The sequence below is a fragment of the Streptomyces sp. NPDC001153 genome (assembly GCF_053598315.1).
Genome location: NZ_JBSFJZ010000013.1, coordinates 1 through 15,083, shown reverse-complemented (window position 1 = coordinate 15,083; position 15,083 = coordinate 1). Strand labels below are relative to the sequence as shown.

Sequence of the window (15,083 nt, the reverse complement as noted above, 5' to 3'; positions counted from 1 at the left end):
AGTGGTTCGTCCATCGGCGCGCACCCTAGTGCGAGCGGAAGCCGCTTGTCACGACTCCTCACACCACGCGGAGCTGCAGGTTTCCGCCTGGACGGGGGCGAAACGACCACCGCGGACGGGCGGCTTCCGCTCAGCCCGTGGGCAGCCCGAGGAGATCACGGGCCACCGCCGCGGGCGACTCGTCGCGTTCCCGGGCCAGCGCGACGACGGCCCGGCAGGCGAGTTCGCTCACCCCGAACGACAGAGCCTCCGGCGACACCCAGGCCGCCGCCTCCTCGATCCGGTCCTGATCGTCCTCCGCACGCGCCACGACATAAGTGGCCGCCGCTTCGAACAAGTTGTGCGCACGTCTCTCCCGGGTGCCCGTCGGCTGCGCGAGCGTGGAGGTGCGGAGTCTGGCGGTGTACTTGCGTATCTGGCCGAACACGTGGACCACCCTTCCCTCGAACGGGGTCATCGCCGATCGTTCATCTGCTCGCTTTCAACGTAGAGTTGGACTTTCTGCGGCAGAAGGGGGACGACGTGGTGAAGCGTTTCGAGCGGCTCGGACAGATCCGCCGGCTGGACCCGGTGTCGGACGCCCTGGAGATCTACCGGCTCAGTGTGGCGTTCGAGTTCCCCTGGGACTACACGCGCGCCTTGGAGCTGGCCCTGTATCGCACCTACGCGGTGCCGAGCATCGGGAGGCTGCTCGCGCGGACGGCGGAGCTGACCGAGCGCACGCAGAAGCGGTACGACGACACCGCGCTGCTCCTCGACACCGTCGTCGAGCACGGTTTCGCCTCCGAGGAAGGCCGTACCGCGATCCGCCGCATCAACCAGATGCACCGCAGTTACGACATCAGCGACGACGACATGCGGTATGTGCTGAGCACCTTCGTGGTGATGCCGAGGCGCTGGATCGACGCCTACGGCTGGCGGCGGCTGTCCCGGCACGAGATCGTCGCCACGGCCGAGTACTACCGCACCCTCGGTCGCCACATGGGCATTCCCGGCATCCCTGAGAGGTACGAGGAGTTCGAGGCCCTCCTCGACGCCTACGAGGAGGAGCACTTCGGCTGGGACGAGCAGTCCCGGCAGGTATCGGACGCCACACTCGACCTGATGGCGTCCTGGTATCCGCGCCCTCTGGCGCCGTTGCTGCGCACGGCGACGCTCGCCCTGCTCGACGAGCCGCTGCTGCGCGCCTTCCGTTACACCCCGCCCGGCGCGGCCACCTCGGCGTTCGTGCGTCGGGCCGTACGCACGCGTGGCCGGCTCGTCAGGCTGCTGCCGCCCCGCCGTGCCCCGCACTTCGCGCGCCAGAACTGGGAGATCAAGGGTTACCCGGACGGCTACCGGGTGGCGGACCTGGGCACCCGCCCGGTCCCCGGGCTGCGCGGCTGTCCGGTGCGGCACCGGGACGGCTCAGCGGCCGACGTCGTCGAGTGAGGCGAGGGTGTCGCGCAGCCAGGCCAGCTCGGCCCGGCTCGTGGCACGCGCGATGGTGAGGACACCGCGCCGGAACGGATCGTCCAGCTCCTCGGCGCGCAGCGGCCGGTCGCCGTCGTAGAAGAAACTCGCCGGCTCCTCCAGGAAGGCCAGCCGGCGTCGCAGTACGGCCGCCTGGGCGGCCGGATCCTCCAGGTGCCGCAGGAACGCGAGCAGCGTGAACCACTGGTTCTCGTCGGTGATCTCTCGCTGTGCGGGCTCGGCGAGCCGGCGCCTGAGCTCACGCCTGCCCTCCTCGGTCAGTCTCAGCACGTGGCGCGGCGCTGCCACGGTGCCCGGCTCGGTGGCCCGGACCAGCAGGCCCGCCTTCTCCAGCCGCTTGATCGCCGGGTACAGCGTGCTCTCGGCGACGGGCCGCACATGGCCGGTGAGGGCCGCGATGTGCCGGCGAAGGACATACCCGTGCAGCGGGGCGTCGTAGAGGAAACCGAGGATGGCGAGTTCGAGCACGGCCGCATTCTCGCGCGGGGCGCCGTACCTCGCCAACCGAATACTTCCGTGCAGCTATACATCGCCATCGAGGTATAGTCTCGAGGGTCGGAGTGATGCCAGGGAGGGCGACGTGAAGCAGGTCGTGTTCGACAGCGAGGGCAGCCGGATCCGCTGGACCGAGGCGCCGGGTGCCGAGCCCGCCCGGGTGTATCTGCACGGGCTCGGCTCGATGTCCGCCGTCTATCACGCGCACATCGCGGCCCGGCCCGAACTCGCGGGCCGGCGCAGCCTGTTCGTGGATCTTCCGGGGCACGGCCTGAGCGACCGGCCCGGCACGTTCGGATACACGCTGGAGGAGCACGCCGACGCCGTGGCGGTGGCGCTGGACGAAGCCGGAGTGCGCGGCGCCGAGTTGATCGGGCACAGCATGGGCGGCGCCGTGGCCATCGTGCTCGCCCACCGGCGGCCCGACCTCGCCTCCCGGCTCGTCCTCACCGAGGCCAACCTGGACGCCTTCCCGCCGCTCACGGCTGCCAGCAGCGGAATCGCGTCCTACGAAGAGGACGAATTCGTCGACGAGCACCACGCACGCGTGCTGCAGACCGTCGGTCCGCTGTGGGCGGCCACCATGCGGCTGGCCGACCCGCGCGCCCTGCACCGCAGCGCCGTCGGCCTGCGCCAGGGATCGGACCCGGTGATGCGCACGACCCTGGAGAAGTTGCCCGTCGAGCGGGTCTACCTCCAGGGTGAGCTGAGCGGCGAACTGGCGGGCCGGGAGAGCCTGGAGGCCGCCGGGGTACGCGTCGTGACGGTGCCGGGCGCTGGGCACAACGTCATGTTCGACAACCCCGACGCCTTCGCCGCGGCCGTCGCCGGAACGGACTGAGCCGCCCGCTCTCGGAGGATTCGACGTTCAGTCCTCGCGCCGGCGCACCGCCAGCGCGAGGAAACGGGCGTCCTCGTCGGCGTACGACGTCATGTTCCACCCCGCACGGGCCAGCAGCGGACGGAGGTTGGCCTCGGCGCGCAGGTCGTCCGGTGTGATCTGCCGGCCCTGGCGCGCCGCCAGAGCCGCGCGGCCGATGGGATGGAACAGCGCGAGCATGCCGCCGGGCCGCACCACCCGCACCAGCTCCCGCAAGTTCTCCTCCGGCCGGGGGAGATGGGCGATCAGCCCGGCCGCGAACACGGCGTCCAGCGACCCGGACCGCAGCGGCAGCGCGGCGACGTCCGCGAGCAGCAGCCGTCCCTCCCGGTGCCGGCCCGCCCGCACGGCGGCCTCGAGCATCGCCGGGGTCACGTCGGCGCCCATCACCAACCCGGACGGGCCCACGGCGGCCCGCAGCGGCGGCAGTGCGCGCCCCGTGCCGCAGCCCGCATCCAGCACACGATCGCCCGGCCGCAGCCCGAGATCGGCGACGGCCGCCGCGTAGGCGGGGCCGTCGTCGGGGAACCGGCTGTCCCAGTCGGCCGCACGGGCGGTAAAGAACTCCTGGACGTGTGTGTGGTCGTCGCTCATGTTCGGCATGATTCCTCACCGTCACGAGGGATACGTAGGCGCACATGTTCGGGCCGGACCCGATCGTTCCGTCGCATCCGGGTGTCATATTCCAACACCTTTCGAAATGCGCCCCCTTTGTGCGCCCGTGCCCCCCTAGCGTCCCTTGGCCATGGGACACCTGGACCACGCCGCCTTCGGCTGGCTGACCCCCGTGCTGTCGTACCTCATGGCCTGCGTGGGCGCCGCGCTCGGACTGCGCTGCACCGTCCGCGCGCTCGCCACCACGGGCCGCTCGCGCCGCAACTGGCTCGTCACCGCGGCCTCCGCCATCGGGACCGGCATCTGGACCATGCACTTCGTGGCCATGCTCGGCTTCCGCGTCAGCGGCACCGACATCCGCTACAACGTGCCGCTGACCATCCTCAGCCTCCTCGTCGCCATGGTCGTCGTCTGCGCCGGCGTCTTCGCCGTCGGCTACAGCCGCGACCGCACCCGGGCGCTCCTCCTCGGCGGCCTCACCACCGGGGTGGGCGTCGCGAGCATGCACTACCTGGGCATGGCGGCGGTCCGGCTGCACGGCGACATCAGGTACGACCCCCTCCTCGTCGGAGTCTCGGTGCTGATCGCCGTCGTGGCGGCGACCGCGGCCCTGTGGGCCGGGCTCAACATCAAGTCGCCCCTCGCGGTCACCGTCGCCTCCCTCGTCATGGGAGCGGCCGTCAGCAGCATGCACTACACCGGGATGTTCGCGGTGAGTGTGCGTGTGAACCCCTCCGGCGAGACCCTGCCCGGGGCCACGGCGATGCAGTTCATCTTCCCCCTCGCCGTCGGCCTCGGGTCCTACCTGTTCATCACCTCGGCCTTCGTCGCCCTCTCGCCCACGGCCGACGAGCGAGAGGCGTCCGCCTTCGCCCAGCGGGCCGTCGAGAGCATCGCCCGCTAGCGGCAGCCCGGCCCGAGCGCCCCGACCCACATCCCGAACGAGGAGGCCATGCGCCCACCCCGTACCACCACAAAAGCCGGCACTCCCGCGCATCCGCCGCGCGGCCGCCGCGCACACGCCGGACCGCCCGCCGCGGAGGCAGCCGACCGCCCCTTCGGCACCCCAGCGGCCAAGGCACGCGCGCGTGGCAAGCGCCGGTACCTGCGCCCCCGCACCGTGCGCGCCAAGGTGGTCAGCCTGCTGATGGTGCCGGTCGTCTCCCTGCTCGCCCTATGGGCGTACGCCACCGTCACCACCGCCCAGGATGTGGCCCGGCTGCGGCAGTCCCAGCGGGTCGACGCCGAACTGCGCACCCCGGTGGCGGCGGCCGTCACAGCTCTGCAGGCCGAGCGCACCGCAGCCGTGCGCTACGCCACCGCGCCCGGCGCCGGCGACGACACCGACCTGCGAGGCCTCGCAGCCCGTACCGACGGGGCCGTGGCCGAGCTGCGGCTCGGCGGCCACAACACCGTCGCCGACAGCGAGGAACTGCCCGCCGGTGTCTCCGGACGCCTCGGCCTCTTCGTCACCGGTGCCGAGCACCTGCGCGCCCTGCGCACGGCCGTACTCGACCGCAAGGCCGGCTGGGACACGGTGTACGCGCAGTACACGAAGACCATCGGCGCGGCCTTCGCCGTGGACGGCGCCCTCACCGGCATCCAGCGGGCCGATGTCGGTTCCGACGCGCGCGTGCTGCTCGAATTCAGCCGGGCCGCCGAGGCGCTCGCCCAGGAGGACACGCTGCTCGGCAGCGCGCGGACCGCCGCGCAGCTGCAGGGCGAACGGCTACGGCTCTTCGGCGCCGCCGTCGCCGCGCGCCGTACCCTCACCGAGACCGCGGTCGCCGACCTGCCCACCGCCCAGCGTGCCGCCTGGCAGGATCTGGCCGGCAGTGACGCCTACACTGCCCTCGGTGCCGCCGAGGACAAGATCATCGCTGCCAGGCCCGGCGGCAAGCCGGCCGAGGCGGCACCGCAGGCCGCCTGGAACGCCGCCCACGCGCGCGTGCAGGACGGAATGCAGGGCATCGCGGCGGACACGGGCCGGGCCGTCGCGGGCCGCGCCGACCCGGTCACGCGCGGCCTGCTCAGCCCCGCGGGCGCCGCCGTTGTCCTCGGCCTGGCCGCCGTCGCCGCCTCGCTCGTCATCTCCGTCCGCATCGGACGCGGTCTCGTGGTCGAACTCGTGAGCCTGCGCAACGACGCCCTGGAGATCGCCCGCCGCAAACTCCCCGAAGCGATGCGCAGACTGCGCGCGGGCGAGGAGATCGACATCCAGGCGGAGGCGCCCGCCGGACCACCCGCCGAGGACGAGACGGGTCAGGTCTCCGAAGCCCTGACCACCGTGCACCGCGCCGCCCTGCGCGCTGCCGTGGAACGCGCCGAACTCGCCAGCGGCATCTCCGGCGTCTTCGTCAACCTGGCCCGCCGCAGCCAGGTGCTGGTCCACCGCCAGCTGAGCCTCCTGGACAGCATGGAGCGCCGCTCGGAGGACCCCAACGAGCTCAGCGACCTGTTCCGCCTCGACCACCTCACCACGCGTATGCGGCGGCACGCCGAGAGCCTGATCATCCTCTCCGGCGCCGCACCCGGTAGGGCCTGGCGCATGCCGGTGTCCCTGACCAACGTCGTACGGGCCGCCGTGTCCGAGATCGAGGACTACGCGCGCGTGGAGGTGCGTCAGCTCCCCGAAGCCCATGTCAGCGGTGCCGCCGTAGCCGACCTCACCCACCTGCTCGCCGAACTCGTCGAGAACGCCGCCCAGTTCTCCCCGCCCCACACGCGTGTGCGCGTCACCGGCGAGCCCGTCGGCAACGGCTACGCCCTGGAGATCGAGGACAGGGGTCTCGGCATGGGCGCCGAAACCCTCGCGGAGGCCAATCGCCGCATCGAACAGTCCGAGGCACTCGACCTGTTCGACAGCGACCGGCTCGGACTTTTCGTGGTCAGCCGGCTCGCCTCCCGGCACGACGTCAGGGTGCATCTGCGGACCTCCCCCTACGGAGGCACCACCGCGGTCGTCCTGCTGCCCACCGCGCTGCTGCACACCGGCGCGACGGAACGTTCCTCTCGTCAAGGTGAACAGTCCCGTCAGGACCCGGAACGCGAGTACGCGCGCGTACCCGGCACAAGTCCACATCAAGAGGCCGTCGCCGCACGGCCGGACCGGCCCGCCCTCGCGGTCACCGTTCCCGGCCCTCATGGCGCCGTCGACGAGCCACGCCCCCACGGAACCGGAGACGAGACCCCACCCCCCGGAGTCACCGCCTTGAGGCTGCACCGACCGCCCAACGACTCCGAGAGCTCGGACAACCTCCCACGCCGTGTGCGCCAGGCGAGCCTCGCCCCTCAGCTCCGGCAGCAGCGTTCCCAGGAGCCGGCGCAGGAGACCACACGGCACAGCGACGAACGGCGCACCCCCGAACTGGTACGGGACCGGATGGCCGCCTACCGCGACGGCTGGGCTCGCGGCGGCGGCAGACAGCCCGGGCGCGGCGCCGCCCCGGACCCCGAAACGGGCAGTGACCACAGCGAAGGAGACCCGGCATGATCCAGGACCCGAACACGAGGGCCGGCCAGCGCTCCGGCGAACTGGACTGGCTGCTCGACGACCTGGTGATGCGCGTGAACGAGGTACGGCACGCCGTCGTGCTCTCCAACGACGGACTGGCCGTCGGCGCCTCCACCGGCCTCGCGCGCGAGGACGCCGAACACCTCGCCGCCGTGGCCTCCGGCTTCAACAGCCTCGCCAAGGGCGCGGGACGGCACTTCGGAGCGGGTGGCGTGCGGCAGACCATGGTCGAGATGGACGACGCGTTCCTCTTCGTGGCCGCCGCCGGTGACGGTTCCTGCCTCGCCGTACTCACCGCCGTGACCGCCGACATCGGGCTGGTCGCCTACGAGATGGCGCGCCTGGTCAAACGGGTCGGCGAGCACCTGTACACGCCGCCGCGGGTCACCGCGCAGCCGCCCGCAGCCGGATGACCCGGAACAGGCGGCACAGATGACCGAGAACCACAGCGCCGGTCCGTGGGAGCCGGGCAGCCAGTGGTACGACGGCGAAGCCGGACCACTCGTGCGCCCGTACGCGATGACGGGCGGGCGCACCCAGCCGGGTCCCACCGGGGTGCGCTTCGACCTGATCGCCCTCGTCACCCTCGACCCCGCGGCACCGGCGCTCGAGGACGCGGCGCTCGGCCCCGAACACCGCACCCTGATCGAACTGTGCCGCACGGAGACACAGTCCGTCGCCGAACTCGCGGCGGACGCCGACCTTCCCGTCGGCGTCGTCAGGGTGCTCCTCGGCGACCTCCTGGAACTCGGCTGCGTGGTCATCAGCCGTCCCGTGCCGCCGGCCCACCTGCCCGACGAGCGGATCCTGCGCGAGGTCATCGAGGGATTGCGAGCCCTGTGATGAACGTTCCGAAGCCGCCGCACGCCGCTCGGCAGGCCGATCCGTACGCGTTCCGCCTCCGACCGGACGCGAGTCAGTCACATCAGGTGGGTTTCGGTCCAACAGCCCGCGGGCGCGGCCCCGTTGTCATGATGCTGCCTTCGCGCCCGCAGCAGACGGACGCCGGCCGAAGCCGGCCATCCCGAGAGAAGTGATCATGGTCACCGAGCACTCCGAAGCCGTCGGCGACACCACCGCCCTGGCGCTGAAGATACTGGTCGCCGGCGGCTTCGGCGTCGGCAAGACGACCCTGGTCGGGGCCGTCAGCGAGATCCGGCCGCTGCGCACCGAGGAACTGCTCAGCGAGGCAGGGCAACTGGTGGACGACACCGACGGCGTGGACCAGAAGGTCACCACCACCGTCGCCATGGACTTCGGCCGCATCACCATCCGCTCCGGCCTGTCCCTCTACCTCTTCGGCACACCAGGACAGGACCGCTTCTGGTTCCTCTGGGACGAGTTGTCCCAGGGCGCCCTCGGCGCCGTCGTCCTCGCGGACACCCGGCGCCTGGAGGACTGCTTTCCCGCCGTCGACTACTTCGAGCACCGGCGCATCCCGTTCGTGGTGGCCGTCAACTGCTTCGCGGGCGCCCGCACCTACGGCGCACACGACGTCTCGCGTGCCCTCGACCTCGACCACGGCACTCCCGTGGTGCTGTGCGACGCCCGTGACCGGGACTCCGGGAAGGAGGTCCTGATCCGGCTCGTCGAGTACGCCGGGCGGATGCACACCGCCCGGCTCCTGGACTCGGTCGGCTGAGCCCGTCGCTCAAGCCGCCAGATCCTTCACAGCCACCACCTGGTCGACCGGGACCCTGACCAGCAGTTCGCCCGGAACGCCGTTGCGGGCGCCGTACTCCTCGGCGCGCTCCTCACCCATGTACCGGGCGGCGATCCGGGTGGCCCAATGACGCACCTCCTCCAGGTTCTCCGACAGCCGTGCGCGGCCGTTCAGCACCACGAAGTGGAACGGCGGACGGTCGTCGTCCACACACAGGGCGACGCGCCCGTCCCGGGCGAGATTGCGCCCCTTCACCGTGTCCTTGCCTGTGTTGAAGACCAGTTCGTCACCGTCCAGCAGAAACCAGATCGGCGCCACATGAGGGCTCCCATCGGCGCGAACGGTGGACAGCTTGCCGGTCCGGGTACCGTGCGAGACGAACGCCCGCCATTCCTCGTCGGTCATCTTCTGTGCCATGTGCCCATCCTGCTTGCCCGGACGCCGGACGTGGGGAAGGCTGGCGGGGAGTTCCTCCAGCCAGGGGGAGACACCACACGGGGAGACGGAGATGGCGCAGAACCAGGGACTCGGCTGGCTCCTGGACGATCTGACCGAGCGAGTGGACGACGTGCGGCACGCGCTGGTCCTGTCGAACGACGGGCTGGTCACGGGCGCGAGCACGGGCCTACGACGTGAGGACTCCGAGCATCTGGCCGCCGTGGCATCCGGGTTGCACAGCCTCGCCAAGGGATCGGGACGCCACTTCGGCGCCGGCAGGGTACGCCAGACCATGATCGAGTACGACGACGCGGTGCTGTTCGTGACCGCGGCCGGCACCGGCAGCTGCCTGTGCGTGCTCAGCGGCGCGGAGGCCGACATCGGCCAGATCGCCTACGAGATGACCCTGCTCGTCAATCGCGTCGGAGAGCACCTCGGCGTCGACGCCAGGCAACCGGAGCGAACCCCTACCGCAGACGCCTGACCTGCGGTTTCTCTTCGCGTCGCAGAGTTATCCACAGGGCTGCCACGCCTTGCGCCGAATTGGCTACGGTGGGTGCACGGCGAACGCACAGGGCGTGAGCCAACGACTCCACGGGGGAGTGCGACCATGTCGGCAAGCACCTTCAGCCCGAGCCGGCCCACCACTTGCACCCGGAGCCATGCCGCTCGGGAACTGGGCCTCAAACGGGGCGAGTTCGACCTCGCCGTTCACCTCGGCCACATCCGGACCGTGCCCGACGAGGGCGGGGGAGGAGACCGCAGGGTGGAGCGCGCGGAGATCGACCGCCTTCGCGCGCAGGAGACCTACCCTGACGTTCTCCGTGACCGGGTGCGGGTGGTCGGCACGACCGAGGGTGCCGCCCTCATGAAGATCCCGGCCGGGCGGTTCACCCGCCTCGCCCGCCTGGGCCTGCTCGTGCCGGTGAAGTGGTACCTCAACCGCTACCGAGCCGTGGTCTGGCTGTATCTGGCCGACGACCTGCGGAACTTCACCTCGGACACCGAGAACGCCCATCTGCTCAAGGGACGTACGCCCGAGAACCTGCGGGGCCAGTTGGAGGCCGGAGTGGACCTGCGTGCCCGCAACTGGCGGGGACGCCATCTGGGGTTCCTGCTGAGGCAAGCGGACGATCCGTGGGCTCGGGCCGGCGCCGTGGCAGCCTTCCTGTCGCGCGTCGAGATCGCGGACGTCGTCAAGGATCCCTACGAACGCTCTTATGTGAACCGGTTCCGGCCCGCGCCACCCGGTCACGACATTCCGGGATCGCCTGCCGCCGACCTCGCCGAACGGATCACGACCGCGCAGGACGCGGACGAGATCGAGTGGCTCCGCAGCGAACTGGCTCATGTGCTCGAGGAGGCCCGCGCCCACTCACCGGCCCCGAGCCCGGCCTTCCGTCGCACCGCACCGGCCGTGCGAGCCGTCGCACGACCCATCCCGCCCTTGGCCCGCACGGACACACGACTCACGGGGGAAGCCGTAGCGGCGCTGTCGGAGACCGGCGCGCAGTCGGCTGAGGCCTGGGCCGCCGAGCCGCTGCTGGGAGCACCCGGGCCGGAGGGCGGCCCGGTGACGGTGGCGACCGGGCCGAGCGGTCCACCGCTGCAGTGGCCGCCCGAGCCGAAGGGCGAGCCCGCGGCCCGAGCGTTCGACTGGCACGGCACGCCGGTGGTGCGGGCGGCCGCACCGTCCTCGGCCCGCCGGGCAGACCGCGGTGCCGAACAGGCCGCGGCCCGGACCAAGCGAGGTCTGCGCGCCTGGCTGCGGGGGAGAAGGCCCGGGCCCGCGCGGGTCTGAACCACCCGGCCGCCAGGCCTGTCCGTCGGCTCGCTACAGGGAGCTGAACAGGCCTTCCTTGGGTGGCGTGATCCGGGTCCGCGACCCGGAGCGCAACGCCCCCCCCGCGCCGCCGTCTACGGCACGCTCATCTGCGCCGTCATCTACATCCTGGGCACCCTCGCCGTCTTCGGCACCGTCGCACACGGCAAGCTGGGCGGCTCGACCGCGCCGTTCACCGACGCTGCGAACAACATCAGACCTGCGCGCCGGGCGGCGGGCAGGGTTGCCGTCGCCAGACCGGCCCCGGCCGGCTCCCCCGTGACCGTGGCCCCGGCGTCCAGCAGCGCACGGTAGGCCGTGACGGCGTCGTCGACGGCGGCCGGGCAGCGGTGTGCGGGATCGAGCCGGTGGTCGCCGGAGGCCGGTGCGGCGAGCGAGGCTGGTGACCAGCCGCTGGACGTCGTCGGTGTAGGGGCCGACCGGCAGGCATCCGTGTGCATTCCGTCCGTGCTCTGCACCGCCGCACCTGCTCGGAGCGGTTGGAGGCCAGGGCCTCGAGGAGCGATGGGCGTCCGGGGCCGCAATGCGCCTCGGACTTGGGCGGGTTCAGTTCTGGGCTGTGGGCCGGACGACGATCTCGTTCACGTCGACCGTGGCCGGCTGCTCGATGGCGAAGGCGATGGCTTGGGCGATCGCCTCGGGCGGGATCGCGATCCGGTCCCGCATCTTCGTGATCTCCGCTCGGACCTGCGGATTGGTTGATGCCTCGGCGAAGCCGGTCCCGATGACGCCGGGCGAGACGGTGGTCACCCGCAAGGAGTCACCGGCTTCCTGGCGCAGGCCCTCACAGATGGCGCGGACCGCGAGCTTGGTACCGGCGTAGACCGCCATGGTCGGCACGATGCGAAATGCGGCCGTGGAGGCGATGGTGATGAACTGGCCCGTGCCCTGGGCCCGGAAGACCGGCAGCGCGGCGCCGATCCCGTGCAACACGCCTTTGATGTTGACGTCGACCATCTGGTCCCACTCGTCGACCCGCAGATCGTCGAGAGGCGAGATCGTGCCGGCCCCGGCGTTGCTGACCAGCACATCGAGCCGGCCGAATCGCTCGCCCGCCAGCGCGACCAGGGCGTGCAGGTCGTCCCGTCGGGTCACGTCTGTACGGGTCTGCACGGCCGCTCCGCCCGACTTCTCGATCCGCGCCACCAGCTCCGCGAGGCGCTCGGACCGGCGCGCACCCAACACGAGCCGCGCGCCTCGCTCGGCGAGCAGCAGTGCGGTCGCCTCGCCGATGCCGCTGCCGGCTCCCGTGATCGCCACAACCTTGCCGTCGATTCCCGACATGACGTCTTCCTCTTCCTTCTCGGTACCGGTTCCGGGTGATCGCCCCGAACGCGTCCGCGCGCCCGGACCGCCCGGCGCCGGGATGACCGGCCGCAGGCCGCCGGTGACATCCGCACCTCCCGCTCGGGCTTCAGTCTGCGATGGCATTAGCCTGGTATCCAGAGCGCGTTCATTCTGGAACCAGAGGTGCCATCCCGCCATGCCGCAACAGCCGGACCAACGCCGTGAGCTGGGCGCTTTCCTCCGCAGCCGCAGGGAGCGGATCACCCCTGACAAGGTCGGACTGCCGCACACCGGCCGACGCCGGACGCCGGGCCTGCGCCGGGAGGAACTCGCGCTGCTCGCCGGGATCAGCGCGACCTGGTACACGTACCTTGAGCAGGGCCGGGACATCCGCGCCTCGGAGCAGGTGCTCGACGCCCTCGCCGCGGTGCTGCAGCTGGACCGGCACGAGCGCGCTCACCTCTTCCGGCTGGCCGGACACGCGCCCGCGGCCGAACCCGAAGAACCCGAGGCGCTCGCGGCCGAGGTGGCGGCAGTCCCGCTCCTGCTTCAGCCGCACCCGGCGTACATCATCGGCGGCACCTACGACGTGCTCAGCTACAACCAGGCGGCCGACGAGCTGTTCCCGCACCTGACCGCGGCCGCGGACCGTCCGGCGAACTTCGCCCGCTGGGTGTTCCTCGAACCTGCGGCCCGGGACGTTCTGGTCGACTGGGAGCCCGAGGCGCGCGGCCTGCTTGCCCGGCTGCGGACGCTGGCCGGACGCCACGCGGGCGACGTCCGGTACACCCGGCTGATCGACGAGTTGACCGCGGGCAGCCCGCAAGTGCGTGCCTGGTGGCCGCAGTACGACGTGCAAGTCCGGCACGGCGGACGTAAACGGCTACGGAGCCCGGGACGCGGGACGGTCGATTTCGCCTACACCGCGTTCCACCTGGCCGAACAGCCGGAACAGACACTGGTGATCTACTCCGACGGCCGGGAATGCGCCGATTGAGCCCTGCCGACTGCCCCGCACGGCCCTGGGACAGTGGGGCGGCGACAACGATCCACCTCCTGTGGTGTGTTCCAGGTCCACGCTATGGAGGAACGTGTCCGGGCCAGCGCCCGTGCGGGCGGTAGGCGTTGCGGGTGTCCACCGGGGCGCCGCCACCCTTGGTGCCTCCTCCGGGTATGTGGATCATGTTGTCCACGGCGGCAGTGGCGGTGCCGTGGCGGGGCACGGGCATGGGCGCGAGGAGCTGCCGGCGGTCGCGCGCCGTCATGCCGACGGCGGCCGCCGCGATGCCGCCGCGGGCCGTCGGCATGGAGGAACGCCGGCCCCACCGACGGGTGCGCACGTCGAGGGCGTAGACCTCTCCCCGTACGTGGGCCTGCCCCCGGTCACGGCCGCTCGGTGCCCGGTGGCATCAAGGGCACGGAGGACCACCGGTTCGTGCGCGGGTCGAAGACATAGGCGTCGCGCAGCGCCTGCCAGGATTCCCCACCGGACATGCCGCCGAGTACGTAGATCCTGCCGCCGACCGCCGCCGCCTTGGAGTGATTCATCGCCACCGGCAGCGGAGCGACGTCCGACCAGCGGCCGGTCCGGGAGTCGTAGACCTCGACCCGGTTGGTGGTGGTGAAGCCGCCGGCAGGTGTCGGGGCTATGCCCGCGATGACGTAGACCTTGCTGCCGAGGACGACGGCACCGTGCTCCTGTCGGGCGCCGCCGCCTATGGGCGGCAGTGCCTGCCACCCGCTGCGGTACTCGTGCGGGACCGGTGAGCTCGGAGTGCCCGGTCAGCCTGGTGTTTCCACGCTGTCCGGGATGGGCGGGGCCGGCACGGCGGGTGCGGCCGGCAGGGCTGTTGCACGAATGAGAACGTCGCGTCGGTGCATCTCCTCCTGTCGGCGGCGGTCAGGACGTGGCTGCCGATGCGATGATCTGCCCCTTCTGCTGCTCGGTGAGGGTGCCTGCGGGGACCTTGATGTTCGCGTACGGCATCGGGTTCGCTCCTGCCAGGGTTCGGACGGGTGGGCCGCGACGTCTCTGCGACCTGCGAACACACCTGGCTGACCAGTGCCGGCCTGACCCCCTGACGCATCCGGCGCGTATCGCACCGGGCGTGCAACGGCACCTTGCCAGTCCAACCACCTTCGGCCCTCCAGGGCGGCCGGCACCGGCACGCAGCGGGCACGGTCTCGGACGCTGGGCCAGGGAGTGTCGTGGCCATGCCAGTACTGCGTGGCATCGGGGACATCCACTACAGGCGGGTGTATACCGATATGTATGGGTGCGGGGCGTGTGCCGGTGGACCGCCTCCCAGAGCAGCAGCTGGGCCGCAGGCTGGTGGCAATCCCCCTTGCGCTGATCGTCGTGATCACCGTGGTGGACATCCATTCCCCGCCGGACGTCCACCTGGGCCCCTTGCTGGTGATCGCGCCGGCCCTGACCGCGTCCCTGGCCGGGCCGCGGCTGACCGCCCTCATCGGCGCACTGGCTGTGGCTGCCCAGGTGCTCATCGCCGTGTTCCACGGCGGACTGACCACAACCAACCACCTCTCGCAGATCGCTGGCTTGGCCCTGCTGTCCGCCTTGGTCGTCTTCGTCTGCCACGTGCGCGAGCGGCGCAGCCGGGAGCTGACTCGGGCACGGTCGGTCGCCGAGACGGCGCAACTTGTATTGCTGCGGCCCCCACGACGCCGGATCGGGCCGCTGCGGGTGGCGTGGCTGTACCTGGCAGCCGAGGACGAGACCCGTATAGGCGGCGACCTGTTCGCGATCGCCCGCTCCGACTGCGGCACCCGCGTGATCATCGGTGACGTCCGGGGCAAGGGACTGGCCGCCATCGGTGAGGCTTCCATGGTGCTGGGCGCGTTCCGCGAGGGCGCG

General features: G+C 71.6%; 16 protein-coding genes and 5 pseudogenes. 12 read left to right on the top strand and 9 right to left on the bottom strand.

What is annotated here, in order from left to right; genetic code table 11:
- Window positions 1-130 precede the first annotated feature (130 nt).
- Window positions 131-427, bottom strand: a complete 297-nt coding sequence (locus ACWDEN_RS16600) for a hypothetical protein (RefSeq protein WP_351607894.1) — start codon at window positions 425-427, stop codon at window positions 131-133.
- A 98-nt stretch (window positions 428-525) separates the two neighbouring features.
- Here ACWDEN_RS16600 and ACWDEN_RS16595 point away from each other — a divergent pair, with 98 nt between their 5' ends.
- Entirely contained in the window at window positions 526-1,431 is a 906-nt protein-coding gene (locus tag ACWDEN_RS16595; protein WP_450859582.1) for an oxygenase MpaB family protein, read from the top strand.
- On the opposite strand, the gene ACWDEN_RS16590 is transcribed toward ACWDEN_RS16595, so the two are convergent.
- Window positions 1,408-1,941 (bottom strand): PadR family transcriptional regulator, encoded by a 534-nt coding sequence (locus tag ACWDEN_RS16590; RefSeq protein WP_450859504.1) that lies wholly within the window; start codon window positions 1,939-1,941, stop codon window positions 1,408-1,410. The two genes, ACWDEN_RS16595 and ACWDEN_RS16590, sit on opposite strands and share 24 nt — an antisense overlap.
- 112 nt (window positions 1,942-2,053) lie before the next feature.
- Between ACWDEN_RS16590 and ACWDEN_RS16585 the strand changes: the two genes are divergently transcribed.
- On the top strand, window positions 2,054-2,809 hold the full coding sequence (locus tag ACWDEN_RS16585; protein ID WP_450859503.1) for an alpha/beta fold hydrolase: 756 nt from the start codon (window positions 2,054-2,056) through the stop codon (window positions 2,807-2,809).
- 27 nt (window positions 2,810-2,836) lie between these two features.
- Here the strand turns inward: ACWDEN_RS16585 and ACWDEN_RS16580 are convergent, their stop codons facing one another.
- A complete protein-coding gene (locus tag ACWDEN_RS16580) occupies window positions 2,837-3,442 on the bottom strand; it encodes a class I SAM-dependent methyltransferase (RefSeq protein ID WP_450859502.1) in 606 nt (201 codons plus the stop codon).
- Window positions 3,443-3,593: 151 nt separating this feature from the next.
- On the opposite strand from ACWDEN_RS16580, the gene ACWDEN_RS16575 reads away from it, so the two are divergent.
- The 5 genes from ACWDEN_RS16575 to ACWDEN_RS16555 all read left to right on the top strand — a co-directional run bounded on the left by ACWDEN_RS16575 (window position 3,594) and on the right by ACWDEN_RS16555 (window position 8,619).
- Window positions 3,594-4,367 (top strand): MHYT domain-containing protein, encoded by a 774-nt coding sequence (locus ACWDEN_RS16575; RefSeq protein ID WP_351607701.1) that lies wholly within the window; start codon window positions 3,594-3,596, stop codon window positions 4,365-4,367.
- 48 nt (window positions 4,368-4,415) lie between these two features.
- Complete coding sequence (locus tag ACWDEN_RS16570) at window positions 4,416-6,956, top strand: sensor histidine kinase (protein WP_450859501.1); 2,541 nt, start codon at window positions 4,416-4,418, stop codon at window positions 6,954-6,956.
- On the top strand, window positions 6,953-7,390 hold the full coding sequence (locus ACWDEN_RS16565; protein ID WP_351607695.1) for a roadblock/LC7 domain-containing protein: 438 nt from the start codon (window positions 6,953-6,955) through the stop codon (window positions 7,388-7,390). Before ACWDEN_RS16570 ends, ACWDEN_RS16565 begins: the two co-directional genes overlap by 4 nt.
- Before the next feature lie 19 nt (window positions 7,391-7,409).
- Window positions 7,410-7,820, top strand: a complete 411-nt coding sequence (locus ACWDEN_RS16560) for a DUF742 domain-containing protein (RefSeq protein WP_351607692.1) — start codon at window positions 7,410-7,412, stop codon at window positions 7,818-7,820.
- A 196-nt stretch (window positions 7,821-8,016) separates the two neighbouring features.
- Complete coding sequence (locus ACWDEN_RS16555; protein WP_351607690.1) at window positions 8,017-8,619, top strand: GTP-binding protein; 603 nt, start codon at window positions 8,017-8,019, stop codon at window positions 8,617-8,619.
- A gap of 9 nt (window positions 8,620-8,628) precedes the next feature.
- On the opposite strand, the gene ACWDEN_RS16550 is transcribed toward ACWDEN_RS16555, so the two are convergent.
- Window positions 8,629-9,057, bottom strand: a complete 429-nt coding sequence (locus ACWDEN_RS16550; protein WP_351607688.1) for a PPOX class F420-dependent oxidoreductase — start codon at window positions 9,055-9,057, stop codon at window positions 8,629-8,631.
- A gap of 91 nt (window positions 9,058-9,148) precedes the next feature.
- Here ACWDEN_RS16550 and ACWDEN_RS16545 point away from each other — a divergent pair, with 91 nt between their 5' ends.
- From ACWDEN_RS16545 to ACWDEN_RS16535, 3 genes and pseudogenes are all read left to right on the top strand, one after another.
- Window positions 9,149-9,562 carry a roadblock/LC7 domain-containing protein gene (locus ACWDEN_RS16545; protein WP_351607685.1) on the top strand — a complete coding sequence of 138 codons (414 nt, stop codon included), beginning with the start codon at window positions 9,149-9,151 and terminating at the stop codon, window positions 9,560-9,562.
- 126 nt (window positions 9,563-9,688) lie between these two features.
- Window positions 9,689-10,549 (top strand): annotated as a pseudogene (locus tag ACWDEN_RS16540) (DUF6397 family protein); the annotation flags it as partial.
- A gap of 403 nt (window positions 10,550-10,952) precedes the next feature.
- Window positions 10,953-11,155, top strand: a pseudogene (locus ACWDEN_RS16535) (amino acid permease); the annotation flags it as partial.
- 14 nt (window positions 11,156-11,169) lie between these two features.
- Here the strand turns inward: ACWDEN_RS16535 and ACWDEN_RS16530 are convergent.
- Both ACWDEN_RS16530 and ACWDEN_RS16525 read right to left on the bottom strand, forming a co-directional pair.
- Window positions 11,170-11,361 (bottom strand): annotated as a pseudogene (locus tag ACWDEN_RS16530) (hypothetical protein); the annotation flags it as partial.
- Window positions 11,362-11,467: 106 nt separating this feature from the next.
- A complete protein-coding gene (locus ACWDEN_RS16525; RefSeq protein ID WP_351607888.1) occupies window positions 11,468-12,205 on the bottom strand; it encodes an SDR family oxidoreductase in 738 nt (245 codons plus the stop codon).
- 199 nt (window positions 12,206-12,404) lie between these two features.
- Between ACWDEN_RS16525 and ACWDEN_RS16520 the strand changes: the two genes are divergently transcribed.
- A complete protein-coding gene (locus tag ACWDEN_RS16520) occupies window positions 12,405-13,205 on the top strand; it encodes a helix-turn-helix transcriptional regulator (RefSeq protein WP_351607682.1) in 801 nt (266 codons plus the stop codon).
- Window positions 13,206-13,287: 82 nt separating this feature from the next.
- On the opposite strand, the gene ACWDEN_RS16515 is transcribed toward ACWDEN_RS16520, so the two are convergent.
- The 3 genes and pseudogenes from ACWDEN_RS16515 to ACWDEN_RS16505 form a co-directional block, all read right to left on the bottom strand.
- The gene (locus tag ACWDEN_RS16515) at window positions 13,288-13,548 is read right to left on the bottom strand and encodes a hypothetical protein (RefSeq protein WP_450859500.1); all 261 of its coding nucleotides are present in this window, start codon (window positions 13,546-13,548) and stop codon (window positions 13,288-13,290) included.
- Between the two features lie 43 nt (window positions 13,549-13,591).
- Window positions 13,592-13,756, bottom strand: a complete 165-nt coding sequence (locus tag ACWDEN_RS16510) for a kelch repeat-containing protein (protein ID WP_450859499.1) — start codon at window positions 13,754-13,756, stop codon at window positions 13,592-13,594.
- Between the two features lie 15 nt (window positions 13,757-13,771).
- A pseudogene (locus ACWDEN_RS16505) lies at window positions 13,772-13,927 on the bottom strand (Kelch repeat-containing protein); the annotation flags it as partial.
- A 553-nt stretch (window positions 13,928-14,480) separates the two neighbouring features.
- Between ACWDEN_RS16505 and ACWDEN_RS16500 the strand changes: the two are divergent.
- Window positions 14,481-15,083 (top strand): annotated as a pseudogene (locus tag ACWDEN_RS16500) (serine/threonine-protein phosphatase); the annotation flags it as partial.

Excerpts from the sequence above, each read along its gene's own strand:
- ACWDEN_RS16580 (WP_450859502.1), bottom strand. The coding sequence starts at position 3,442 with ATGAGCGACGACCACACACACGTCCAGGAGTTCTTTACCGCCCGTGCG.
- ACWDEN_RS16575 (WP_351607701.1), top strand. The coding sequence starts at position 3,594 with ATGGGACACCTGGACCACGCCGCCTTCGGCTGGCTGACCCCCGTGCTG.
- ACWDEN_RS16570 (WP_450859501.1), top strand. The coding sequence starts at position 4,416 with ATGCGCCCACCCCGTACCACCACAAAAGCCGGCACTCCCGCGCATCCG.
- ACWDEN_RS16565 (WP_351607695.1), top strand. The coding sequence starts at position 6,953 with ATGATCCAGGACCCGAACACGAGGGCCGGCCAGCGCTCCGGCGAACTG.
- ACWDEN_RS16560 (WP_351607692.1), top strand. The coding sequence starts at position 7,410 with ATGACCGAGAACCACAGCGCCGGTCCGTGGGAGCCGGGCAGCCAGTGG.
- ACWDEN_RS16555 (WP_351607690.1), top strand. The coding sequence starts at position 8,017 with ATGGTCACCGAGCACTCCGAAGCCGTCGGCGACACCACCGCCCTGGCG.
- ACWDEN_RS16550 (WP_351607688.1), bottom strand. The coding sequence starts at position 9,057 with ATGGCACAGAAGATGACCGACGAGGAATGGCGGGCGTTCGTCTCGCAC.
- ACWDEN_RS16545 (WP_351607685.1), top strand. The coding sequence starts at position 9,149 with ATGGCGCAGAACCAGGGACTCGGCTGGCTCCTGGACGATCTGACCGAG.
- ACWDEN_RS16525 (WP_351607888.1), bottom strand. The coding sequence starts at position 12,205 with ATGTCGGGAATCGACGGCAAGGTTGTGGCGATCACGGGAGCCGGCAGC.
- ACWDEN_RS16520 (WP_351607682.1), top strand. The coding sequence starts at position 12,405 with ATGCCGCAACAGCCGGACCAACGCCGTGAGCTGGGCGCTTTCCTCCGC.
- ACWDEN_RS16510 (WP_450859499.1), bottom strand. The coding sequence starts at position 13,756 with ATGAATCACTCCAAGGCGGCGGCGGTCGGCGGCAGGATCTACGTACTC.